Consider the following 21,736-nt stretch of genomic DNA (forward strand, 5'->3'; position numbering starts at 1 on the left):
AGGCAATATACCTGCTATTTACTCCAGAATTGGAAGCGTCGAACGTGTCGTACGGTCTTCACCACCTGACAAGCCTACTCAGCAACCCACCCGACGATCAGTAGTCTAGGGCGTGTCTGGCGAAATTTGGTCGCGGGGCCTGAAGCGGTCAGGGCGTGTCACGATTTTAGGCGCTATTGCCTGATCAGCGGTCGCTGATCGAGGAGTTGCTGCCCCGCCCGACAGGCAACCCGCGCCGTGAGTTCTCCGAGGCGTGCAGGATGGCCGGAGGCATTATGTGCCAATACCGCATGGGCATTGCCTAGCGCGACCTACCCAAGGTGTACGGGCTGCGGCCGATGGTTTGGACCTGTGATCGGCGCCCCGCCGTTGACTGCATCTGGGACCGCATTCACACCGAGCTGACTGCGGCTGACGTGGCCGGGTTGATCGACTGGTCGCTGCCGGGGGGCGCCAATTTGTACGCGCGTCAGCACGCGACGAACACCAGGCGTCTCGAAGGCGGCTGGAGCGAATTCTAAGAATTCTTGCATCGAGCCTTCCGAGCGTGCTGTTGCTCGCTCATGTGGCGGGTTGTCGTCGAAGACCCATCAGCTTGTCGAGACTTACGGAAGATCGCTTGTCACTTTGCTGACGCCCGGGCAGGCAGGCGATTCGCCGATGTTGATCCCATAGAGGAACGGATTACGGGTGTCCCGGCCCACTGGCCGCTCGCGCGCGTCCGGATGCCAGCAGGAGCGAAAGAGCCTACCCATCAAAAGCGATCCACGCGCACCTACGATCATGTGAAGTTGGGTCCGTTATCGCCGAACCCGACAACCAGAAATACCACCGCCGCCATTGCGGCTCACCCGTTGGCCGCCCGGTGAACGTTGACACCAATGACTGTAAGTGCCGCAACGTCATCGAGCGCAGCTACTGCCGCCTCAAGCGACGGCGCGCCATCGCATCCCGCTATGACAAGCATGCCCTGACCTGCGGCGCCGCCGTGGCCCCGCACTCCGCTATCACCTGAGCCAAGGCTTTGTCGGACATGCCCTAGCCGCACAGCGGTTCAGCGGGCTGTCCCAGCACAAGGCCGACGCCGCCCTCACACCTTTTCCGGCACCCGCACCTCCGTGCGCGCGGGTGCCGTGCGGCGGTCCGCGATCTCCCGGCGGATCACCCACACCAGCGCGCCGGCCCACAGAACGGCGAGAGCCGCGAGGAGCAGGATGGGAGCGGCGTCGGGAAGAGCGGAGCGGACGGCGTCGACGTTCAGCAGCGTGCGCGCATTGGTGATGATGATGAGCCCGCCGGCGCCGATCGCCAGGATGCGCGGGGCGAGCAGGCGCACGAGCCACGCGGCGAGCGGTGCGGCCGCGACGCCGCCGATGAGCAGGGCGACCACCATCCCGTAGTTGATGTTCTGGCTGCCGAGCGCCAGCAGGAATCCCGCGGAAGCACCCAGGCTCACTACGAACTCGGACGTGTCGATCGAACCGATGACCTTGCGGGGCGCGATTCTGCCGGACGCCAGCAGCGTGGGCGTGCCCACGGGCCCCCAGCCACCGCCTCCGATCGCGTCCATGAACCCGGCCACCGCGGCCAAGGGCACCAGGAACCCGGCGGGCACCCGGCCGCGGAATGAGGGGCGCCGCCCGCCGATGCTCAAAAACCGCCACACCACGTAGCACCCGAGCAGCAGGAGGATGGTGGACATGGCGGGCGCGGCGGCGTCGCCGGAGACGGTGAGCAGGTTGGCACCGAAGAACGCCGCGATCCCGCCGGGCACGGCCATGAAGCCGACCACGCGCCAGTCGATGTTGCCGAAACGCCAGTGCGAGAACCCGGACGCGAGCGTGGTGCCCACCTCCGCGAGGTGCACGGTCGCGGACACGGACGCCGGTGTCAGCCCGGCGGCCAGCAGCAGGGTGGAGGAGGTCACGCCGTAGGCCATGCCCAGCGAGCCGTCCACGAGCTGCGCTCCGAAGCCCACGAGGGCCAGCACGATGAGTGTGCGCACGATGTCTCTCCCGGGTGGCTGGACGGTGTAACCGGTGAATCGCCCCAGCGTAGGGACGGGGAACGAGCGCACCCAAGGAATGTGTCGCCGTGCGTCCTCCCATGTCGGCGCGTGTCACGTGCTTGACACGAACCCCCGGGATGTGGCCGGTGTCACCCCTTGTCAGCCGGCAGCACACTGACGAAAATGGGGCGTGTCGGTGACTCCACCGATCAAGCAGTCCACAGAGAGGGCAGGACCGTGGCACAGAAGAATCCCGCCAACGCCGGCGAAGAGTCCATCAAGATGGATCCCCAGGACGAGAGCGCGGCCATGGCCCGCGACACCCAGGTGGACGCCGAGCCCGCCGACGAGGGCGTGGGCGCCATGACCGACAACAAGGGCGACGAGCCCGCGACCGAGAACTGACGCACCGCACGCAGACGAACGGCGGCCCGTGGCACGAGCCACGGGCCGCCGTCGTGCGCGGGGGAGGATCAGTCGGACTCGTCCGCGTCCTCCCGCGGGCTGCCGATGTTGTACCGCGGCGGCCTGGTGCGGAAGTTCGCGAGCTTGTGCGACCCGTCGCAGAACGGCGCGATCGAGGACATGTTGCACCGGCACAGGGCGACGACGCGGCGCGGCGGCTTCTGCGGCTCGGCCCCCGGTTCCGGGGCGATCATCACGTCCCCGCGCACCAGCAGCGGCCCGTTGGGGCACGGGGTGATCACCACGGGGTCCTCGGGGGTGGGATCCTCGGGGCGCTCCTCCCTCACAGGGCGGCCGCCGGCTCGACCTCGCGCAGCGAGGAGCGCTCGTTGCTCCAGCACTCCAGCATGTGATCGCCCATGAGCCCGTCCACGTACAGGCACGCGGCAGCGCCGAACAGTACGTCCTGCAGCAACTCGGGCTCCTCCTGGGCGAGCGCCCCGGCGAGGTCACGGGCGGCGATCTGCTCGTGGACGGCGTCGGCCTCCACGTGCTCGTCGTAGTACCAGGTGACGTCCTCGCCGTAGCCGAGCTTGCGGAACGCGCGGCCGTAGTACTTGTTGGGGATCGAGGAGGTCATCTCGAACGCCGCGAGGTGACCGGCGATCGCGCCGCGCAGCCGGCGGTGCAGCCCGAAGAGACTCATCACGTTCATGGACGCGAGTGTGGGTGCGGGCACGAGGTCCAGGTAGTGGTCCAGGGTGTCGTCCAGCCCGAAGCCACGCATGCTCTGGGCGAAGATCGTGGCGTGCACCCGGTCCGGGCGGCCCCCGCCGTACTCGTCCGACTGGATCTCCACCAGGGCGGCCTTCGCGCGCCCGCGCAACCGGGCGATGCCCCACGAGTGCGGGTCCGCCTCGCGCAGCGTGTAGATGGAGCGGTGGATGAGGAACTCCCGCAGGATCTCCTCGCTGGGGTGCCGGGCGAGCCACGTGGCCAGGGTGGGCTTCTCGGCCCCGCCGGTGATGGCGAACATCGTGTCCACCAGCTCGGTGCCGTCCTGCGGCATGGGGTCCGGCATGGGCACCCGCTCCCGCAGCTCGGACTCGAACCGGGCCTCGAGCACCGCACGGATACGCAGCAGCTCGGGGTCCCACTCGCGGTTGCCGGTCACGAACTCGGCGGGGCCGTAGTGCAGCAGGTACAGCAGGAACAGGGACAGCTGGAGGTCCTCGTCGGCGAGCACGTCCTGCGTGGTCTCCACCGCGTTCTCGACGGCGCTCGCCAGCTCCCGGTACGCGGCTTCCGGGGTGTCCTCCGGTCCGGTCAGGACGCTCAGGAGGGCGGTGCTCACCGGTCCCCGAGCGACCGGGGCGGCAGTGCGGACGGGGGTTGTGGTCATGATGGTGGTCTCCCGTGAAGAAGTCGTCGAGTGCTCCGTCCACGGGTCGGGTGGCCCGCTGGCGGACGTGTCGCCGGCGATGCGCACCGGGTGGGGTGGCGTCGTCGGCACGGCGTGCACGGTGTCCTACCGCGCACGCGCTGGGTGGGGGAGCAGGCGGTTGCCCGCGGACCGTGACCGGGTCACGATCCGCGGGCAACCACGTGAACTGCTGCGGTTGTTCCCTATGCCAACATACCGGTGGTCGGGAAGCGTTCCCAGACCCGGTGGCTGCCGAGCAGCTCGGTCACGGTGCTCAGTGCGTCCTCGGCGGAGTCCGCCGCGACCACGCCGGGCGTCTGCGCGATCTGCAGGGTCTGTAGCGCCGTGGCGCCGGGTCCGACCGCGACGATCGCCTTGGCGTGGCGCCACATCTCGTTGACCAGCAGGCTCACGCGCGGATCCACGTCACCCGGGCTGGGGGCACCCGCCTTCGCGTCCATGCCCGCGGCCACCTGGTGGGCCGGCGCGCCCGCGGTGGCGACCACCACGGCGTCGAACTCGATGGAACGCGCCGTGAGCAGCGTGCGGTGGGCGACGACGCCCGGGGCCACCTCGCCGCCCTGCGGTGCGATCACCAGCGGGACCATGTCCGCGGCGTCGATCCGGGAGACGAGCGTGGTGAGCTGCTCGGCGTCCGTGTCCGGACCCACGAGGATGCCCACCTGGCGGCCGTCCACGGGCCACGTGCCACCCACCTGGGACAGCGCCGGCGAGGGCTGCACGTCCTGGGCCGGGGCCACGGTGGGCTCCTGGTCCGGCAGACCCAGCCCCTGCGCCACCGCGTGTCCCAGGGCGGGGTCGATGGCGAAGAGGTGCCGCAGCTGGCGCGTGCGGATGGTCTCGTCCCAGCACTTGCCGAGCTCGAACGCGTAGGCCTGCGCGGTGTGCTCGCGCTCCACCTCGCTCAGGCTGAGCCAGAACATGCGCACCTGGGAGAAGTGGTCGTCGAAGGACTGCGGCCGGGCGCGTTCCTTCACGGACTCCGCCACGGGGGCCGGGTAGTCGATGAAGGCGTGCTCGCTCTCGGGCGTCTCGAACGGGTTGCCGCCGTCCAGCGAGTTGGGGCGGTAGGGGGCCACTCCCGAGTGCACGGCGCTCTGGTGGTAGCCGTCCCGCAGCATGTCGTTGACCGCGGCGTGCGGACGGTTGATGGGCAGCTGGTTCCAGTTCGGTCCGCCCAGGCGGGTGATCTGGGTGTCCAGGTAGGAGAAGAGCCGGCCCTGCAGCAGGGGGTCGTTGGTCACGTCGATGCCCGGGACCAGGTTGTTGGGGTTGAACGCCACCTGCTCCGTCTCCGCGAAGTAGTTGGAGGGGTTCCTGTCCAGGGTCATGAGACCCACGGGCTGCACGGGAACCAGTTCCTCCGGCACGATCTTCGTGGGATCGAGCAGGTCGATGCCCTGGAAGCTCTGCTCCTCGTTGTCCTCGAAGACCTGCACGCCCAGCTCCCACTGCGGGAACGCCCCGGCCTCGATGGCGTCCGCCAGGTCACGGCGGTGGAAGTCCGGATCCGCGCCGTTGACCAACTGGGCCTCCTCCCAGACCACGGAGTGCACGCCCAGGCGCGGCTTCCAGTGGAACTTCACGAGCGCGGTGGAGCCGTCCTGCGCCACGAGCCGGAAGGTGTGGACCCCGAAGCCCTCCATGGTGCGGAAGGAGCGCGGGATGCCGCGGTCGGACATGTTCCAGATGGTGTGGTGCTGTGCTTCGGTGTGCAGGGACACGAAGTCCCAGAACGTGTCGTGCGCGGACTGCGCCTGGGGGATCTCGCGGTCCGGGTGGGGTTTCCCGGCGTGGATGACGTCCGGGAACTTGATGGCGTCCTGGATGAAGAACACGGGGATGTTGTTGCCCACCAGGTCCCAGGTGCCCTCGTCCGTGTAGAACTTGGTGGCGAAGCCGCGCGTGTCACGGGCCAGATCGCCCGAGCCGCGGGAGCCCAGCACGGTGGAGAAGCGCACGAACACCGAGGTTTCCTTGTCCTTGGCGAACAGGCCCGCGCGGCTGAGCTTGGTGGCCGAGCCGTAGCCGCGGAACGTGCCGTGGGCACCCGCGCCGCGGGCGTGCACCACGCGTTCCGGGATGCGCTCGTGGTCGAAGTGGGAGATCTTCTCCCGGAAGTGGTGGTCCTGCAGCAGCACGGGACCGCGGGCCCCGGCCTTGAGGGACTGGTCGGAGTTCGTCAGGCGCGCGCCGTGCGCGGTGGTGAGGTACTCACCCTGCTGTGCCATGCTGGACATGGGTGCGTCGGTCGGCGCTCCGGTGGGGGACACCCGCTCGGGCGCACCCTGGTCCGGCTTGGGCGGCAGGGGCTCACGCGGCGTCGTGGGCTCCTCGAGGGTCGGCTCCCCGGTGCCGGGGACGCCCGGAACCTGCGGGGTCTGGTTCTCGTGTGTGGACATGAAGATCCTCCTACGAAGAGACGGCACACCCACGGATGGGACGTTGGGTGTCATGTCACCACAATGACAGCACACTGACGGTCGTGGCTACACCTTTAGGTGTGCTCTCAGCCGAAGCGCCGAACGGTTCGGCGGATCGCCCCGGGGCGGCCCGTGAGACAGTGGGCCCATGACGTGGACACCCGTGACACTGGAGGGGCGGCTCGTGCGCCTGGAGCCCCTGAATCGTGAGCATCTGCGGGGGCTGGTCGAGGCCACCGAGGACGGGCGCATGTGGGAGCGCTGGTACACCAGCATCCCCTCCCCGGACGGCATGGCCGCCGCGATCGAGCAGCGGCTCACGTGGCAGCAGGACGGCTTCATGCTGCCCTTCACCACGGTGCGGCGCTCGGACGGCGCCGTGCTGGGGATGACCACCTTCTACGACCCCCACTGGGCCGTCCCCCGCGTGAGCGTGGGGCACACCTGGACCAGGGCGTCCGCCCACGGCACGGGAACCAACGCGGAGTCCAAGCTGCTGCTCATGACCCACGCGTTCGAGGAGCTCGGCTGCCAGTGCGTGCGCTACGAGACCAGCTGGGCCAACCAGCAGTCCCGCACGGCCATCGAGCACCTCGGCGCCCGCCTGGACGGCGTGCTGCGCGGGGACCGCCGGGAGTCCAACGGTGCCCTGCGGGACACCGTGGTCTACTCGGTCCTCGCCCACGAGTGGCCGTCCGTGAAGGCGGGGCTCGAGGCGCGGGTGGCGCGGCGCTGAGGCGAGCGGGCGGCGTCGCCCGCCGTGGGCGGGTGGCCGCTGATCCGCAGGGTGTAGCCGGGGCTCGACTCCAGCAGGTCATGAACCGCGGGGGCATCGGCAGCGGTGAGGCGGCGCAGCTCGTACACCTACGCCCCTGGCGGGGTGACGGGCACGGGGGAGATGATCGGGGCGGCGTCGGGAATCCGGACCGTGCTGGTCAGGGCGGTGAGGCTCGGCCGGCGGGGGGTGGAGCTGAAGCCGAAGTCCGGGGGCGGGACCATGTCCGTGAGGGTGCCCAGATCGTGGCCGTCCCATGCGGCGCGGGAAAACGTGATGGCGTGCAGGTCGTAGGCGGAGTACCACTCGGTGCGGTGGTTGCCCGCGGTGCCCAGGGTGCGCACGCCGGGCATCACCCGGCGGGCCACCGGGTCCGTGAGGTGCGCGAACGGCAGGGAAGTGCCCAGAGGTCGCGGCACGGACTGCAGCAGCCAGCCCAGCGGTGAGCGTGGACCCACGCTGAACTGCCACGTGAGGGGTCCTGCGGTGACGGTCCAGCGCGAGGCGCGGGAGAAGCCGGTGCGGTGCACGTTCACGGGGACGCGGGTGACGGTGTCGAAGGTGTAGGTGTCCGAGACGAACCCGGCCACCCAGTCGTTGGGAGCCAGCAGCTCGCGGCGGCCGTCCGGATGGGCGACCATGACGTCCGCGAACGGACCCTGCGGGGTGCGGTCCCAGCAGCCGAGCACCAGGCGGGTGCCCCCGGAGGTGCCGACGCCGGCGATGTGGCCGGTGAAGCGGTGGGTGGTGGAGGAGGTCATGGGGCAAGCGTAGGCGGCGGGACCGGCGCGCCTTCGGGTGGCGTAATTTTTGGGTAGGTCTTCCCGCTCGTGGCTCCTTCTGCACCGGAGGTGAGGCTACCCGTGGAGTTGTCAGCCGCAACTGCGGTGGCAGTTCCGGCTGGTGACGCGACGCGGGCGGGGGAGGGATCCCAACCGCCACGGACCACTCGCTTCTGCACGACAATGGCTCCGATCAGCAGGGCCAGGCCGATGAGCGCGAGGATGATCGAGCCCAGGACCACGCCGGGCTTGGCGCCGTAGCCGATGAGGATGCCGAACCACCCGAAGTCGGTGTCTCCGAACGTGGTGTTCTCGGATCCGAAACTGCCCAGGACCTTGAGCAGCAGCGCGGGCAGGAAAGTTACCAGAAGACCGTTGACGAATGCGCCGGCCACTGCGCCGCGGCGACCTCCCGTCGCGTTTCCGTAGACACCTGCAGCGCCGCCAGTGAAGAAGTGGGGCACCAGCCCCGGAAGGATCAGTGCGAGGCCGAACATCGGTCCAAAGACCGTCCCCAGCAGTAGCAGGCCCACGAGGCCGCCCACGAAACTCGAAATGAAGCCGATGAGCACGGCGTTCTGAGCGAACGGGAAGACAATCGGAGCGTCCAGTGCGGGTACGGCACCGGGAACCACTTTCGCGGCGATTCCCTGGAAGGCCGGCACCAGCTCGCCGAGGATGGTTCGTACACCGAACAGGATGACCGCAACGGCGATGCCGAACTGCAGGCCCTGCGTGACGGCCTGCATGATGTAGTTCCCCGCGTTCGTTGCCCCGCCCTCGAACGCCTGGAACGCGGTCTCCGACCCAGCGCGAAACAGGTAGACCACGGCCACGATGACGTACATGACCACCATGGACAGTGCCGTGGCGACCATGGAATCGCGCAGGAACCGCAGACCTTCCGGGACCTTGATCTCCTCCGTGGAACGGCTCTTCCCTCTCGGATCCACCCAGCGGCCCACGGCCCCCGAGGCGATGTACCCGAGCGTTCCGAAGTGCCCGATGGCTATGGAGTCGTCACCCGTGACCTTGCGGGTCCACGGTTGTGCCAGAGCTGGCAGGGCCACCATCAGGATCCCCAGCAGGACCGCACCGAGAATCACCACGACCGGGGTGGGCATCCCGGCGGAGGCCATCACGACCGTGATCAGCGTCGCCATGAACAGCAAGTGGTGTCCTGTGAGGAACACGTAGCGCAAGGGTGTGAAACGCGCGAGAAGAACGGCCACTACGAACCCGAGGATCATCAGCCAGGAGACCTGCGCCCCGTACTGCTGCTGGGCGATGCCAGCGATTGCCTCGTTGGTCGGCACCACTCCCTGGGCCCCGAGGGCGCCTTGAATCATGGTGCCCAGGGGCGTGAGCGAGGCCGCCACCAGCGTGGCGCCTGCCCCGATGAGCAGGAACCCGAGGATTGCCTTGATGGCCCCGCCAGCAACCTGCCCCGCGCTCTTGCGCAGCGCGATCAGGCCGATGGCCGTGATGATGCCGATGAGGTAGGCGGGCACGCTGAGGATCTCGTTGACGAGGAACTGCGAGGTTGCGACCAGAACATTCATGGGTGGTTCTTCCAATGGAGAGGACGAGAGGGCTCGAAGGGGGCAGGGGGTCAGACGGCGTACCGATGTCGCATGGCGGCATCGATCTCCTCCTGGGAGGTGAAGTTCTCAATGATCTCGACCGGCACACCGACGTCCCCCAGCGTTTGTGCAATGGCCTGGGAGGTCAGGAGGAAGTCTGCTTCCTTGGCACGCCCTTTCGCGGAGATGGTGTCTGTGGCCTCAATGGTCAAATAGGGGCTCCACCCCCACCTGTCCAGAACCTGTTCGGCCGTGTTCTTCAGGAACAGGCTGGTCCCCAGACCGTTGCCGCACACGGTCAGCACGAGCCCCTTGGAGGGGACTTGGTCGGAACTCCCGGACTCGGACGTGGGGGCCGTTTCGTTGGCGGCGCCAGAAACCGCGGGTGCTGGAACCGCTCTCGGGTTCTTCTTGGCCCCGGACCCGGTTTCCAGCGCGGCGAGCACGCCTTCCGGCGACGTCGCATTGTCCAGGGCGAGCCGACGTTCCGGGGTGCCCAGCACCCGGGCGAGCGAGGCGAGAGCCTTCTGGTGCGCCTTCGAGTCCACGGACGCCAGGGCCATCACCAGCTGCACGGGGTCGTTGGCCTTGTTGCCGAACTCCACGGGCTCACTCAGCCTGACGAACGACAGGCCGGTGCGGGCCACGGACCCGTCCGGGCGTGCATGGGCCAGAGCGAAACCCGGGGCGATCACGATGTACGGCCCGTGCTCCTCCACGACCTCGATCATCGCTTCTGTGTACGAGGGCCCCGCAGTACCCGCCGCCGTCAACAGGTCACCAGAGAGCCGTATGGCATCCCGCCAGTCTGTCGCGGAGGCGTCGAGCCGGATGGCCGAGGTGGGGACGAGGCCGCTGAGGTCTGACACTGGGGTTCCTCCTGGATCGATGGTCACGCCGGGAATCCGGGGCAGCACCCTGAATGCGGTGGCGCTCGGGAAACCAGAATGCTTTCAAGAGTGTCCTGCACCCACGCCGGCGTTCGGTGCTGCCCAGGCTGATGCTACTGGCACCCTGCTCCCCAGTTCGGGAGTTCGTGCACGCACTGCGCAGCGTCTCCCCGGACGTCTGCCCTCCATGGGCAGTCCCCTCGCCGCACCCTCGAATCTGTGCGCACAAGGCTTAAAATTAGTGTCAGGGCGCGGGGCGTCCGCGCTCGTCAAGGTGAGGAGATTCCATGAGAGCGGCGCGCTACTACGGACGCAATGACATTCGAATCGACGAACTGCCCGAGCCCGAGGTCGGTCCCGGCATGGTGGGAATCGATGTCGCGTGGTGCGGCATCTGCGGCACCGACCTCCACGAGTACCTCGAGGGCCCGATCTTCTGTCCCACCCCGGACACCCCTCATCCGATTTCCGGCGAGACCGCGCCTGTGACCATGGGACATGAATTCTCCGGGGTGATCTACGAGCTCGGCGACGGAGTGGGCGATCTGCGGGTGGGCCAGCACGTGGTTGTGGAGCCCTACATCATCGGCGAGGACGTGGACACCGGGCCCGAGAGCAAGGACTACCACCTCTCCCGCGACATGAACTTCATCGGCCTGGCCGGAGGCGGGGGTGGTCTCGGCGAGAAGATCGCTGTGCAGCGTCGATGGGTGCACCCCGTGTCCGATGTTGTGCCACTGGACCAGGCCGCCCTGATCGAACCGCTCTCGGTGGGATACCACGCGGCGGAGCGCTCCGGGGCCAAGGCCGGGGACGTTGCCGTTGTGGGCGGCGCCGGGCCCATCGGCCTCCTGACCGCTGCGGTGCTGAAGGCCCTGAGCGTCACCGTGGTCGTGTCCGAGCTCAGCCCGCTGCGGCGGCAGAAGGCCTTGGATACGGGCGTGGCTGACTACGCCCTGGATCCCCGGGAGGTAGATGTCGCCCAGGAGGTCCGAAGGCTCACGAACGGCAAGGGTGCGGACGTGGCCTTCGAGTGCACCAGTGTGCAAGTGGTGCTGGACACCCTCATGGATGTACTACGGCCCACCGGCGTGCTCGTGGTCGTATCCATCTGGGGCAAGCGCGCGGACTTTGACATGCACAAGCTCGTGATGAAGGAGATCGACCTACGGGGCACCATCGCCTATGTGAACTCGCACCCGGCTACCATCGAACTGGTGGAATCCGGGAAGATCGACCTGGCGCCGTTCATCACCGGCAAGATCGGGGTGGACGGTCTGGTGGAGGAGGGTTTCGAAACCCTGATCCATCGCAATGAGACCGCGGTCAAGATCCTGGTCTCACCCTCCGGGAAGGGGCTCTGATCCATCGAGCCTGATCGGTCTCCTCCGTCTCGGGTGTCTTTCCGGGGCGGGGGAAGCCGCCGGGCACGTCCCTCGCCCTGCCCCGGAACGCATCGGGTCACCGGCAACGGCGGCGCCGACCGCGGACCATTGCCGATATATTGGTTGTGGACAACCAAAAAGCACGCAACTATACTCGACCTCGGTCGCGTTGCCCGGCGTCCGGTCCCCCCCCGCCATCACGCCGAGCACCTGACGCGACCACGTGTCATGAGCGGGCGCCGCGGACCGTCGGTCCGGGAGGTGCCCACCCACGCGCGGTACCACCATGGCGGGTCTCGGTTCTTGGGGGGTCGAGACCTGCCAGTCCCGCCAGCGAAGGAGAAATCATCATGGACGCTCTCTACACCGCAGAAGCACTTGCCCAGGGTGCGGGCCGCAACGGCAGCGTGGCCCTCAAGGACGGCTCCCTGCAGTTCGACCTCGCCATTCCGAAGGAGATGGGTGGTTCCGGCAACGGCGCCAACCCCGAGCAGCTCTTCGCCGCCGGGTACGCCGCGTGCTTCCACTCGGCGCTGCAGATGGTCGCCCGCCAGCAGAAGGTCTCGCTCGGCGATTCCGCGGTGGGTGCCCGCGTGCAGATCGGCAACAACGGGGAGGGTGGCTTCGGTCTGGCCGTGCAGCTCGAGGTGGTCGTTCCCGAGCTCGAGCACGACAAGGCCCAGGAACTCGCCGACGCCGCCCACCAGGTCTGCCCCTACTCCAACGCCACGCGCGGCAACATCGAGGTCACCGTGACCGTGGTGGACGAGTGACCCCGTCCTCGGCTCCCGCGCGTCGAGGGCGCACCAGGCTCTCCCCGGCCCGCCACATCGTCCGCACGGCCCTGGGCGGCTTCCTCACGTTCGCGGGTGTCAGCCACCTGACCTTCGCCCGCGACGAGTTCCAGGCCCAGGTCCCGGACTTCGTCCCGCTGGACATGGACACCACGGTGGTCGCGTCCGGTGTGGTGGAGATCCTCCTGGGGCTGTCCCTGGTCTCCATCCGCTCGAAGCGCCGGGCCGTGGGTCTCGTCGCGGCCGGGTTCTTCGTCGCGGTGTTCCCGGGCAACCTGGTGCAGTGGATCCACCACCGTGACGGCTTCGGTCTGGACACGGACACCAAGCGCATCGTGCGCCTGTTCTTCCAGCCCGTCCTCGTCGCCGCGGCGCTGTGGTCCACCGGCGCGCTGAAGGGCCGCCGTTCCAAGTAGGGCGCCGCGCGCGGAAGCCGGGGACGACCACGTTGCACGGCGTGCGGTCCTTCCGTGGCACCGGCCCGGTGCGGCATGCGGGGGAGGGTGTCACGGGTGGGCGCTCGCGCCGGACTCCCGGTCCAGCAGGCTGCGCTTCACGTGCTCGCCCCACGCGAACCCACCCAGCGATCCGTCCGCGCGCAGCACCCGGTGGCACGGCACGAACAGGGCCACGGGATTGCGCGCGCACACCGACGCCGCCGCGCGCACCGCCCGCGGACTGCCCAGCTCGCGGGCGAACTCCGTGTAGCTCAGCGGCTCCCCCGCGGGGATGTGCCGCAGCCGCACCCATCCGGTGAGCTGTCCGTCCGTCCCGTGCAGCTCCACGGGCACACCCATGGCCGGGGCGAAATCCCCCGCGTAGAACGCGTGGACCGCGTCCATCGTTGCCAGGGTCCCCGAATGCACGTCACGCGGTCGCGCCGCCGCCCGCACCCGGGCGAGCACCTCGGTCACGGACGCGGTCCATCCCGAGGCGATCACCGCGCCGTCCTCCGCGGCCACGGCGGTGAAGGGCCCGTCCGGGGTGTCCACGGTCTGTGCGGTGTGGGTCATGGCTGCTCGCTCTCCGACGCGCTGAAGGTGGCCGGCGGGGTCAGCGGACCCCACAGGTGGGTGGTGGCGTAGCTGCGCCACGGGGAGGCGTCCTGCGCCCAGGCCGTGAGGGCCTTCTTGTCCTCTGGCAGGCCGATCCGCCGGGCGCCGGCGCGCATGGCGCCGTCGTCCACCAGGAACACGTCCGGGTCCCCGAGGACCCGCATGCGCACGGTGTCCGCGGTCCACGGCCCCACCCCGGGCAGGGCGAGGAGCGCGGAACGCTGCCGGGCGGCGTCGTCGTCCGGGGAGAGCCGCAACTCTCCCGCGGCGAGGGCGCGCACGGCGCCCAGCACCGCGCGGATCCGGGCCCGTGGGCCGCGCAGGAACCGCTCGCCGTCCTCCGCGACGGCCCGTGCTGTGGGGAACATGTGCGTGAGCCCGGTGGCGAACGCGGGGGCCGGCTCGCCCATCTCGCGCGTGCGGGCGCCGAGCATGGTGCGGGCCGCGGCCAGGGAGATCTGCTGCCCGATCAGGGTGCGGATCAGCGTCTCCTCCGGATCCAGGGCGCCGACCACGCGCAGCCCGGGCCGCGCCGCGACCAGCGGGCGCAGCTCCGGCACACGGGACAGCGCGCGGTCCACGGCCAGGGGATCGGCGTCCAGGTCGAAGAGCCGTCGGACGCGGGTGGTGAGCACCGGCAGGTCCGCCGGATCGGTGACCCGCGAGCGCAGCCGCAGCCCGCCGTGGTGCTCGTACACGCGCAGCCACGCGGGCCCGCCGGGCAGGGTGATCGTCCGGGAGTAGGAGGTGGGGGTGGCGAGCTCCACGCCCTCGACCGCGTGGACGGCGAACCACACGAACAGCTCGCGCACGTCCAGCGGCTCGCGGTGGTCCAGGGCCGCGTCCTCCTCGTGGAAGGGCGCTTCGGAGCTGCTGGGGGTGGACATGGCCACCAGACTTCCACGGGGCACGACGGCGCGCCAGCGGGATGCGGGCAGCGCACCGTTCGGCGGTGCTCACCGCGCTCCGATCAGCCCTTCACGTGCTCCCACCCGGCCACGTCCCCGGGGATCCGGACGAACAGGGGGTGGGGAGCGACGTCGTCGGGATCCGTGCCGACAAGGGTGGTGCGGGCCCACTCGGGGTCCCGCTCGAGGACCTTCTCCCGCAGGAACTCGAACTCGTAGCGCAGCTGGCCCGTGGTCACCGTGATGGACAGCGGCCCGGCACCCGGCTCGCGGGCCAGCCGGGTGCGGTCGAAGGAGTAGCCGCGGCGGTCGGCCTCGTCCGCGATGCCGTGCAGATAGGTGGCCGCGAACAGCACGGGATCGCTCGTGGCGCGGAACCGCCGCAGCTGGGGGTGCTTCGTGTACCCCTTGGTCTGACCCAGCAGCACCTTCTGGGCGAGCAGACCCTCCCGCCAGCACGCCACCAGGGCGCGGCGGTCCAGCAGGCACGGATGGACTGACCACAAACGCATGGGCCCATTCAACCGCGTCCGCCCGGCCCACCTCCAAGCGAGCCCCCAGTTCACCCCCGTAGCATGTGCCGCACCCTTTGACGACCACGTGCGGAGAACTCCCTCATGTCCCTGCCTGTCCTGGCCGCCGCCTCCGATTCCAGCACCCAGCTCTCCGGCATCGCGGGCTGGGTGGTGGACGTCATGGAAGCCATCGGCGCCCCCGGCGCGGGGCTGCTCGTGGCACTGGAGAACCTCTTCCCCCCGCTGCCGTCCGAGGTGATCCTCCCGCTGGCCGGTTTCACGGCGAGCCAGGGTGGGTTCGGGCTCTGGAGCGCCATCTTCTGGACCACCCTCGGCTCGGTGGTGGGCGCCGTGGCGCTCTACTGGATCGGTGCCGCTCTGGGGCGTCGCCGCCTGCGTGTGGTCGTGGACCGGATGCCACTGGTGGACCTGCACGATCTGGACCGCACCGAGGCGTGGTTCGAGCGGCACGGCCGGGCCGCGGTGTTCTTCGGGCGGATGATTCCCGTCTTCCGGTCGCTGATCTCCGTGCCCGCGGGCATCGAGCGGATGCCCCTGGGGATGTTCGTGCTGTTGAGCGCCGCCGGGTCCCTGATCTGGAACACCGTCTTCGTGCTCGCCGGCTACGTCCTGGGGGAGAACTGGCACGTCGCCGAGCGTTACGCGGGGGTGTTCTCCCGCATGGTGGTGGTCCTGGTCGTCGTGCTGGCGGTGTGGTGGATCGTGAAGCGGATCCGGCGCAACCGCCGCGGTGTCCCGTCTGTCATGTGACGTCCCGACCCGCCTCTGACCAGTAGCATTGCGGGTGTGGCGCGCCCCCGGAAATTCGACGAAACCACTCGCCAGGCACTGATCACCGACGCCGCCGAGCAGATTCTCACAGGCGGTGTGGAGTCGGTCTCGCTGCGGCCGCTCGCCGCCAAGCACGGGTGCTCCACCACGGCCATCTACACGATGTTCGGCAGCCGTGACGCGCTCATCGCCGCGGTGCGGGACGAGGCGATCGTGAGCTACCTGCGCGCGCAGGAGATCTCCATGACCACGGGGGAGGTCCTCACGGACCTCAGGGCGCTGGGCCGCGCCAGCAGGCGCTGGGTCCTGGCGTACCCGGAGCTGTACCGGGTGATCCTCGGGCGCGGTCGGCCGTGGCAGGGGACCGGGACCTCACCGGTGGGGGACACCGAACGCGCCGAGTTCGCGGAGGCGGCCATGCGTCCCACGTACCGGCTCGTCCGTGCGGGCATCGAGGAGGGAGTCTTCCACGACGTCCCCGTCGCCCACATCGGGGCCTCGCTGTGGGCGGGGGTCCACGGGTGGATCGCCATCGAGATGAACCTGCCGGTGGTTCCCGGGGTGGATTCCGACGCCGCCTACGACCGGCACCTGCGCGCCCTCCTGCGGGCATGGTGCGCCCACACCCCGCTGGACCCGTGAGCGTCCGGCCGGGCGGCACGGTGCGCGCCGCACCCGGTGGGAGAATGAGGCCATGAGCACTTCCGATACCTTTTCGTTCCGCATTGCCGACCGCCTGCGCGGGGTGGACTCCTCCCCCGTGCGCGACCTCCTGGACGTGGTGTCCAAGGAGGGCGTGATCTCCTTCGCCGGCGGTGTCCCGGACCCCGCCTACTTCGAGGTCGAGGACATCAGGGCCGCGTACGACTGGGTCTTCGAGCACCAGCCGCAGCGCGCCCTGCAGTACGCCTCCAGCGAGGGCGAGCCCGAGCTGCGCGAGCAGGCCGCCCGCCGCATCAGTCGGCACCTGCCCACCACGGCGGACCAGATCCAGGTGACCACCGGCTCCCAGGAGGGGCTGTTCGTGGTGGCCCAGGCACTCGTGAACCGCGGGGACACCGTCCTGGTGGAGCGCCCCACCTACCTGGCCGCGGTGCAGGCCTTCGACCTCAACGGCGCCCACATGGTGGGCGTGCCCACGGACGAGCACGGTGTGCTCCCGGACGAGCTCGAGCGCCTCATCGCGGAGCACGACCCGAAGTTCGTCTACCTCATCCCGTCCTTCCAGAACCCCTCGGGCATCTGCATGTCCATGGAGCGCAGGCAGGCCGTGGCGGACGTGCTGCTGCGCACCGGCACCGCGCTGGTGGAGGACGACCCCTACGGCGAGCTCTGCTACACGGGTGAGCCCATGCCGCCCATCGCCTCCCTGCCGGGGATGTCCGCCCAGACCATCCTGCTGAACTCCGTCTCCAAGATCATCGCGCCGGGCGTGCGCGTGGGGTGGATGCGCTCGGAGGGGCCGGTCCAGTTCACGCTCACGGTGGCCAAGCAGGCCATCGGGCTGCAGTCCCCGGTGCCGGACCAGCTGGCGGTCGCGCGCTACCTGGAGACCGCCGACGTCGAGGCGCACCTGCAGCGCGTCCGTCCCGTCTACGCGGAGCGCGCCCGCGCGATGTACGCGGAACTGGAACGGGTGCTCCCCGCGGGCGCGCAGATCACCCGGCCGGACGGCGGCATGTTCCTGTGGGTGCGCCTGGGCCACGGGATCGACACCACCCGGCTGCTGGAGATCGCCGTGGCGGAGGGCGTGGCGTTCGTGCCGGGCACCTCGTTCTACGCCCACGACCCGGACGAGTCCACCATGCGGCTGTCCTTCGTGACCCACGCCCCGGACGTGATCCGCGAGGGTGTGGACCGGCTGCAGCGCGCCATCGGGACGTACCGGGCCGAGCGCGGCTGAGCCCTGCACCTGCGCACGTCCGCTCCGAGTCGTCCACCCCGTCGAGAGGACCCGTCATGACCGTGAAGCCGCTGCCCGTCCCGCCGCTGGAGGACACGCTGTCCCGATTCCTCACCGCGGCCGAACCCCTGGTGGACCCGGAGACCCTGGAGCGCACCCGCGAACAGACGGAACGCTTCGCCTCCGAGGAGGGCCCGCGGCTGCAGGCAGCCCTGGAGGAGTTCGCCCGCGCGGAGGACGCCGAGGGCCGCAGCTGGCTGTCCCGGGAGTGGCTGAACGGCTACCTCACGGTGCGCACACCGCTGCCGCTCACCACGAGCGTGGGCTTCCAGATCACGGGGGACTACGGCGCACCGGGGCTCGGGCGGGCCGCGGAACTCGTGTACCGCGCGGCCTCGGTGCACCTGCGGCAGGTGCGGGGCGAGACCCCGCAGGAGGTGGATCCGCGCGGCAATCCCGTGAGCATGACCCAGTGGGAGTGCCTCACCGGGGGAGTGCGCCACCCCCGCCCGGAGCGGGACGAAATCCGCAGACCGGGGTGGGCAGCGTCGTCGTCCGGGGCGGGCACGGGCGGCGCCCCCGCGGCGGACGCGGCGGAGATCGGCGTGATCCACCGCGGGCGGCTGTACGCGCTGCCCGTCAGCACCGGAGACCGGCGGCCCGTGCCGCTGCGGACCGTGGCCGAGGGGCTGCGCGCGGTGCTCGAGCGGGACGAGCCGCGGGAGACCGAGCTTCCGTTCGGGGCGCTGTCCTACCTGGGCAGCGAGGCGGCAGCGCCGCTGCTGGACCGGCTGACCGGGAACCCCCACAACGCCGAGGTCTACGAGCGCCTCACGCGGATGCTGTTCGTGGTCCACCTGGTGGAGGCGCGCGCGGAGCTCGAGGAGCACCTGGAGCGCGCCGCGTTCGAGGTGGGGCACGCCTGGGCGTACAAGCCCATCACGTACGAGGTGTGCCTCGAGGACGACTGGCTCGCAATGCACGTGGAGCACAGCACCGTGGACGGCGCCACGATCCTCGCCGTGGCCGGTGCGCTGCAGGAGGTCGCCGTGCCGGAGGAGGCGCCCCTGCCGGACGCGCCCGCGCCGTCCGCTCTCACGTGGGACCTGACCTCCGGCCTGCGCGCGGACCTCGTGACGGCGGTTGCCGCCTATCGCGCGGAGGCCGCCATGCTGGGTGTGCACCGCGTGGTGGTGCCCCGCCCGCACCGTGCGGAGCTCCCCTTCCGGATCAGTGACGACGCCGCCCAGCAGCTCGTCATGCTCCTCGCCCAGCTCGCCACGTACGGGAGGGTGCGCGGGGTGTACGAGGCCGTGGACATGCGTGAGTACCGGGCCGGGCGCACCGAGTGCCTGCGGCCCGTGACCCCTCAGGCGGTGGCGTTCGTGCGAGCACTGCACGAGCACACGGCCACCGAGGGGCTGTTCACCGCCGCACTGGACGCGCACCGCGACTGGGTGAAGGCCTGCAAGAGCGCGCGCGGCGTGGACCGGCACCTGCTGGGGCTCGCCCTGATGGCCCGGGAACTTGGCGAGCCCTCCGAGTTTCTCGCCTCACCCGCGCTCGCGGCGGTGCGCCACGACTTCCTGTCCACCACGTCCATCGGGGGTCCGGACGCGATCGTGCGCTATGCGTTCGCGCCCACCACCCCGGAGGGATTCGGGGTCACCTACACCGCGGGCACGGACGGGTACGAGTTCTGCGTGAACCATCGCCGGGACACGAGCGAGGACCTGGAGGGCTTTGCACACAACCTCGCGGCGGCCGCGGACACCCTGTGGGAGTTCGTGGGCACGCTGCACCCGTGATCCCGCGGGGCGGCCCGTGGCCGGTCGTTGCGGGGGCCCGCAGTTCCGGTGCCGCGCGGCGGATCGGCTCGCCGCGCGGGTGGCCCCTGCGTGCGCCGGTCACAACGGGGCCGATGACGACGGGGCGGGCCACGCCTGCATCCATGAGGACTGCGCCGGACATGACGAAACGCCCGGCCGTGTGGCCGGGCGTTTCCTCATATCGGTGGGACACGGGCGGTCGTGTCCCGGGGTGGAGGGACGAACACGGTCCACGACCACCGAGGTTGCGGGGCTAGTTGCCGGTGTCCGGCTCCCTGCCCTGCATGTCGGTCATGGCACCGATGCCGCCGTCAGCGGGCTGCGGCTGGGTGCGGTCGTCCTGCAGGTACTGCCGCTCCTGCTCCGGGGTCATGCCCACCGTGCGTTCCGTGGCGGTCTGACCCTCACCCGTGGGGCGCGTGCCCGGCACGGCTCAGCCCTCGCGCTGGGCGATGATGTCGTCCAGGGTCTCGCGCACGGCCTGGCGGGCGGCCACACGGGAGCTCGCGGCGCGCTGCTGCTCGTGGTTGTCGGCGTCCTCCACGCGCTGCTTCTCCTCGTCCTCGCGCTCCTTGGCCTTGTCGCGGGCGGTTTGCAGGGCATCCCAAATGCTGTTTTCACTCATGGACCTATTCGACCACTCGCGGCGCGGCGCGGCAACCGTCTGCCCCTCACGGGTTTGTCCGCGCAGCCCGGCGCACAGGAGCACGCAGTCCATGCGTGGCGCAGGAGAAAGGTCGTGCGCATCTCACATTTGACGCGGTGAGATGCGCACCACATAGTGGCGGGACAGAGACCACCCGACCCGGCCGCCCGCTCCCAAGGGGCGGCGGCCCACCCTCCCTGATCCCGAGGTCCCCATGTCCCAGCCCGCCGGTGGTCCCACGGACCACATCCAGGACCGCCCGGCGGTCCGCGAGCACGATCCCCGCAGGGCCCGTCGCGCCCTGGTCGGCGCCTACGTGGGCACCTCCCTGGAGTGGTACGACTTCTTCCTCTTCGGCACCACCTCCTCCATCGTGTTCGCGCCGCTGTTCTTCGGTGGGGACGATCCCGCGCTCAGGGTCATCCAGTCCTTCCTGCTCTTCGGCGTCGGATTCATCGCCCGGCCCATCGGCGCTCTGCTCGCGGGCCACTTCGGGGACCGGATCGGACGCCGGAGCATCCTCATGATCACGATCGTGGCCATGGGCGTGTCCTCCGCGCTGATCGGCGTGCTCCCCACCTTCACGACCGCGGGGATCGTGGCCCCGGTTCTGCTGGCCCTCATGCGTTTCGTGCAGGGCATGGCGGCCGGCGGCGAATGGGGTGGGGCCACCCTGCTGGCCGTGGAGAACGCCCCGGAGAACAAGCGCGGCTTCTACGGTGCGGTGGTCCAGATGGGCTCTCCCACCGGCACCATCCTCTCCTCCCTGATCGTGGCCGCCGTGGTGGCCGTTTCCGGGGAGTCGTTCCTGGAGGGCGCGTGGCGCATCCCCTACCTCATCTCCATCCTGCTGGTGGTCGTGGGGGTGTGGATCCGGCTGCGCGTGGACGAGACGGACGACTACGTGGCGGCCCAGGCCGCCCGTGCGGCCGCGCCGGAGGTGCACGAGGAGCCGCCCGTCATCGAGATCCTGCGCACGGTTCCCGGCCGGCTGCTGCTGGGGGTGGGCACCTACCTCTTCGGCAATGCCGGGTTCTTCGTGCTCACCACGTTCATGATCAGCTACGTGACCCAGCAGCTGGGCCTGCCCTCCACCGTGATCCTCACGGCCATCACGTGGGGCGCGGTGGCGGAGATCGTCACCATGGCGGTGGCCGGGAAGGTGGCGGACAGGACGTCCCCGTCCATCGTGGTGGTGGTCGGGTACGCGGTGGCCGCTGTTCTGGCCGTTCCCATCTTCCTCCTGGTGGACACCCGCGACGCCGCACTGATCACGGTGGCCATGGTCCTGGGCATCGGCTTCGCCTCCATCCCGTACGCGCCCGTGGGGACCATGCTCACCCAGCTGTTCCCGGTGAAGGTCCGGTACTCGGCCATTGCCCTGTGCGCCAACATCGCGGGTGTGGTGGCCGGGTTCATGCCCGCGCTGGCCGCGTGGATCCTGGACAGGACGGGCGGCACGTCCACCGGGCCCATGATGCTCCTGCTGGCGCTCGCCCTGATCTCGCTGGTGTCCTCCGTCCTGGCCCGGCGCGTGATCCGCAGGGACGAGGAGCAGGACGTGGACCAGATCTCGGGAGACCTGCTGAACCGGTGATC

The 21,736-nt window shown here is 69.9% G+C and carries 22 protein-coding genes and 1 pseudogene; 11 read left to right on the forward strand and 12 right to left on the reverse strand.

Translation table 11 applies throughout. The features are described 5' to 3' along the window. The first annotated feature begins 290 nt into the window (after window positions 1-290). Window positions 291-1,015: pseudogene (locus C1C97_RS08495) on the forward strand (IS5/IS1182 family transposase). A gap of 75 nt (window positions 1,016-1,090) precedes the next feature. Here the strand turns inward: C1C97_RS08495 and C1C97_RS08500 are convergent. Continuing rightward, on the reverse strand, window positions 1,091-2,005 hold the full coding sequence (locus C1C97_RS08500) for a sulfite exporter TauE/SafE family protein (RefSeq protein WP_121031205.1): 915 nt from the start codon (window positions 2,003-2,005) through the stop codon (window positions 1,091-1,093). 240 nt (window positions 2,006-2,245) lie between these two features. Between C1C97_RS08500 and C1C97_RS12430 the strand changes: the two genes are divergently transcribed. Beyond that, entirely contained in the window at window positions 2,246-2,413 is a 168-nt protein-coding gene (locus C1C97_RS12430) for a hypothetical protein (protein ID WP_164497786.1), read from the forward strand. A 68-nt stretch (window positions 2,414-2,481) separates the two neighbouring features. On the opposite strand, the gene C1C97_RS08505 is transcribed toward C1C97_RS12430, so the two are convergent. From C1C97_RS08505 to C1C97_RS08515, 3 genes are all read right to left on the reverse strand, one after another. Continuing rightward, entirely contained in the window at window positions 2,482-2,760 is a 279-nt protein-coding gene (locus tag C1C97_RS08505; protein ID WP_110920724.1) for a CDGSH iron-sulfur domain-containing protein, read from the reverse strand. Beyond that, entirely contained in the window at window positions 2,757-3,815 is a 1,059-nt protein-coding gene (locus C1C97_RS08510; protein ID WP_121031207.1) for an iron-containing redox enzyme family protein, read from the reverse strand. Before C1C97_RS08510 ends, C1C97_RS08505 begins: the two co-directional genes overlap by 4 nt. Before the next feature lie 224 nt (window positions 3,816-4,039). After that, a complete protein-coding gene (locus C1C97_RS08515) occupies window positions 4,040-6,259 on the reverse strand; it encodes a catalase (RefSeq protein WP_121031209.1) in 2,220 nt (739 codons plus the stop codon). 169 nt (window positions 6,260-6,428) lie between these two features. On the opposite strand from C1C97_RS08515, the gene C1C97_RS08520 reads away from it, so the two are divergent. Then, window positions 6,429-7,016, forward strand: a complete 588-nt coding sequence (locus tag C1C97_RS08520) for a GNAT family N-acetyltransferase (RefSeq protein ID WP_121031211.1) — start codon at window positions 6,429-6,431, stop codon at window positions 7,014-7,016. Between the two features lie 128 nt (window positions 7,017-7,144). On the opposite strand, the gene C1C97_RS08525 is transcribed toward C1C97_RS08520, so the two are convergent. From C1C97_RS08525 to C1C97_RS08535, 3 genes are read right to left on the reverse strand one after another with little or no spacing between them, the layout of a single operon-like run. Beyond that, a complete protein-coding gene (locus C1C97_RS08525) occupies window positions 7,145-7,816 on the reverse strand; it encodes a hypothetical protein (protein ID WP_121031213.1) in 672 nt (223 codons plus the stop codon). Then, on the reverse strand, window positions 7,813-9,399 hold the full coding sequence (locus C1C97_RS08530) for a PTS ascorbate transporter subunit IIC (protein WP_012399325.1): 1,587 nt from the start codon (window positions 9,397-9,399) through the stop codon (window positions 7,813-7,815). The genes C1C97_RS08525 and C1C97_RS08530 overlap by 4 nt, the downstream gene beginning before the upstream one ends. Window positions 9,400-9,449: 50 nt before the next feature. After that, window positions 9,450-10,337, reverse strand: coding sequence for a PTS sugar transporter subunit IIA (locus C1C97_RS08535; RefSeq protein ID WP_319016447.1), 888 nt, complete (start codon window positions 10,335-10,337; stop codon window positions 9,450-9,452). Between the two features lie 260 nt (window positions 10,338-10,597). Between C1C97_RS08535 and C1C97_RS08540 the strand changes: the two genes are divergently transcribed. The 3 genes from C1C97_RS08540 to C1C97_RS08550 all read left to right on the forward strand — a co-directional run bounded on the left by C1C97_RS08540 (window position 10,598) and on the right by C1C97_RS08550 (window position 12,905). Next, window positions 10,598-11,674 carry a 2,3-butanediol dehydrogenase gene (locus C1C97_RS08540; protein ID WP_121031216.1) on the forward strand — a complete coding sequence of 359 codons (1,077 nt, stop codon included), beginning with the start codon at window positions 10,598-10,600 and terminating at the stop codon, window positions 11,672-11,674. A gap of 371 nt (window positions 11,675-12,045) precedes the next feature. Beyond that, the gene (locus tag C1C97_RS08545; protein WP_110920538.1) at window positions 12,046-12,468 is read left to right on the forward strand and encodes an organic hydroperoxide resistance protein; all 423 of its coding nucleotides are present in this window, start codon (window positions 12,046-12,048) and stop codon (window positions 12,466-12,468) included. After that, a complete protein-coding gene (locus C1C97_RS08550) occupies window positions 12,465-12,905 on the forward strand; it encodes a DoxX family protein (protein WP_407657264.1) in 441 nt (146 codons plus the stop codon). The genes C1C97_RS08545 and C1C97_RS08550 overlap by 4 nt, the downstream gene beginning before the upstream one ends. Before the next feature lie 90 nt (window positions 12,906-12,995). Here the strand turns inward: C1C97_RS08550 and C1C97_RS08555 are convergent, their stop codons facing one another. The 3 genes from C1C97_RS08555 to C1C97_RS12580 all read right to left on the reverse strand — a co-directional run bounded on the left by C1C97_RS08555 (window position 12,996) and on the right by C1C97_RS12580 (window position 14,964). Next, window positions 12,996-13,502: a methylated-DNA--[protein]-cysteine S-methyltransferase gene (locus tag C1C97_RS08555; RefSeq protein ID WP_121031218.1), complete on the reverse strand. Its 507-nt coding sequence runs from the start codon at window positions 13,500-13,502 to the stop codon at window positions 12,996-12,998. Further along, entirely contained in the window at window positions 13,499-14,431 is a 933-nt protein-coding gene (locus tag C1C97_RS12575) for a DNA-3-methyladenine glycosylase family protein (protein WP_121031474.1), read from the reverse strand. Before C1C97_RS12575 ends, C1C97_RS08555 begins: the two co-directional genes overlap by 4 nt. Window positions 14,432-14,514: 83 nt before the next feature. After that, the gene (locus tag C1C97_RS12580; RefSeq protein WP_110920536.1) at window positions 14,515-14,964 is read right to left on the reverse strand and encodes a pyrimidine dimer DNA glycosylase/endonuclease V; all 450 of its coding nucleotides are present in this window, start codon (window positions 14,962-14,964) and stop codon (window positions 14,515-14,517) included. A 105-nt stretch (window positions 14,965-15,069) separates the two neighbouring features. Between C1C97_RS12580 and C1C97_RS08570 the strand changes: the two genes are divergently transcribed. Genes C1C97_RS08570 through C1C97_RS08585 form a run of 4 tightly spaced genes read left to right on the forward strand, consistent with a single transcriptional unit; the run spans window position 15,070 to window position 19,470 of the window. Next, window positions 15,070-15,738 (forward strand): DedA family protein, encoded by a 669-nt coding sequence (locus C1C97_RS08570; protein WP_110920535.1) that lies wholly within the window; start codon window positions 15,070-15,072, stop codon window positions 15,736-15,738. A gap of 36 nt (window positions 15,739-15,774) precedes the next feature. Then, entirely contained in the window at window positions 15,775-16,401 is a 627-nt protein-coding gene (locus C1C97_RS08575; RefSeq protein ID WP_121031220.1) for a TetR/AcrR family transcriptional regulator, read from the forward strand. Window positions 16,402-16,453: 52 nt separating this feature from the next. Beyond that, window positions 16,454-17,662, forward strand: a complete 1,209-nt coding sequence (locus C1C97_RS08580) for an aminotransferase-like domain-containing protein (RefSeq protein ID WP_110920533.1) — start codon at window positions 16,454-16,456, stop codon at window positions 17,660-17,662. 56 nt (window positions 17,663-17,718) lie between these two features. Beyond that, entirely contained in the window at window positions 17,719-19,470 is a 1,752-nt protein-coding gene (locus tag C1C97_RS08585) for a choline/carnitine O-acyltransferase (protein ID WP_121031222.1), read from the forward strand. Window positions 19,471-19,744: 274 nt separating this feature from the next. Here the strand turns inward: C1C97_RS08585 and C1C97_RS12340 are convergent, their stop codons facing one another. Further along, entirely contained in the window at window positions 19,745-19,921 is a 177-nt protein-coding gene (locus tag C1C97_RS12340; protein ID WP_158591142.1) for a hypothetical protein, read from the reverse strand. A 3-nt stretch (window positions 19,922-19,924) separates the two neighbouring features. Further along, window positions 19,925-20,116, reverse strand: coding sequence for a hypothetical protein (locus C1C97_RS08590; RefSeq protein WP_110920981.1), 192 nt, complete (start codon window positions 20,114-20,116; stop codon window positions 19,925-19,927). A gap of 235 nt (window positions 20,117-20,351) precedes the next feature. Here C1C97_RS08590 and C1C97_RS08595 point away from each other — a divergent pair, with 235 nt between their 5' ends. Continuing rightward, window positions 20,352-21,734: an MFS transporter gene (locus tag C1C97_RS08595; protein ID WP_110920995.1), complete on the forward strand. Its 1,383-nt coding sequence runs from the start codon at window positions 20,352-20,354 to the stop codon at window positions 21,732-21,734. Window positions 21,735-21,736 lie beyond the last annotated feature (2 nt).

It is taken from the genome of Kocuria tytonis, assembly GCF_003226895.2.
In the GTDB taxonomy this organism is placed as follows: Bacteria; Actinomycetota; Actinomycetes; order Actinomycetales; family Micrococcaceae; genus Kocuria; species Kocuria tytonis.

Excerpts from the sequence above, each read along its gene's own strand:
- C1C97_RS08510 (WP_121031207.1), bottom strand. The coding sequence starts at position 3,815 with ATGACCACAACCCCCGTCCGCACTGCCGCCCCGGTCGCTCGGGGACCG.
- C1C97_RS08515 (WP_121031209.1), bottom strand. The coding sequence starts at position 6,259 with ATGTCCACACACGAGAACCAGACCCCGCAGGTTCCGGGCGTCCCCGGC.
- C1C97_RS08520 (WP_121031211.1), top strand. The coding sequence starts at position 6,429 with ATGACGTGGACACCCGTGACACTGGAGGGGCGGCTCGTGCGCCTGGAG.
- C1C97_RS08525 (WP_121031213.1), bottom strand. The coding sequence starts at position 7,816 with ATGACCTCCTCCACCACCCACCGCTTCACCGGCCACATCGCCGGCGTC.
- C1C97_RS08530 (WP_012399325.1), bottom strand. The coding sequence starts at position 9,399 with ATGAATGTTCTGGTCGCAACCTCGCAGTTCCTCGTCAACGAGATCCTC.
- C1C97_RS08540 (WP_121031216.1), top strand. The coding sequence starts at position 10,598 with ATGAGAGCGGCGCGCTACTACGGACGCAATGACATTCGAATCGACGAA.
- C1C97_RS08545 (WP_110920538.1), top strand. The coding sequence starts at position 12,046 with ATGGACGCTCTCTACACCGCAGAAGCACTTGCCCAGGGTGCGGGCCGC.
- C1C97_RS08555 (WP_121031218.1), bottom strand. The coding sequence starts at position 13,502 with ATGACCCACACCGCACAGACCGTGGACACCCCGGACGGGCCCTTCACC.
- C1C97_RS12575 (WP_121031474.1), bottom strand. The coding sequence starts at position 14,431 with ATGTCCACCCCCAGCAGCTCCGAAGCGCCCTTCCACGAGGAGGACGCG.
- C1C97_RS12580 (WP_110920536.1), bottom strand. The coding sequence starts at position 14,964 with ATGCGTTTGTGGTCAGTCCATCCGTGCCTGCTGGACCGCCGCGCCCTG.
- C1C97_RS08570 (WP_110920535.1), top strand. The coding sequence starts at position 15,070 with ATGTCCCTGCCTGTCCTGGCCGCCGCCTCCGATTCCAGCACCCAGCTC.
- C1C97_RS08580 (WP_110920533.1), top strand. The coding sequence starts at position 16,454 with ATGAGCACTTCCGATACCTTTTCGTTCCGCATTGCCGACCGCCTGCGC.
- C1C97_RS08585 (WP_121031222.1), top strand. The coding sequence starts at position 17,719 with ATGACCGTGAAGCCGCTGCCCGTCCCGCCGCTGGAGGACACGCTGTCC.
- C1C97_RS08590 (WP_110920981.1), bottom strand. The coding sequence starts at position 20,116 with ATGAGTGAAAACAGCATTTGGGATGCCCTGCAAACCGCCCGCGACAAG.
- C1C97_RS08595 (WP_110920995.1), top strand. The coding sequence starts at position 20,352 with ATGTCCCAGCCCGCCGGTGGTCCCACGGACCACATCCAGGACCGCCCG.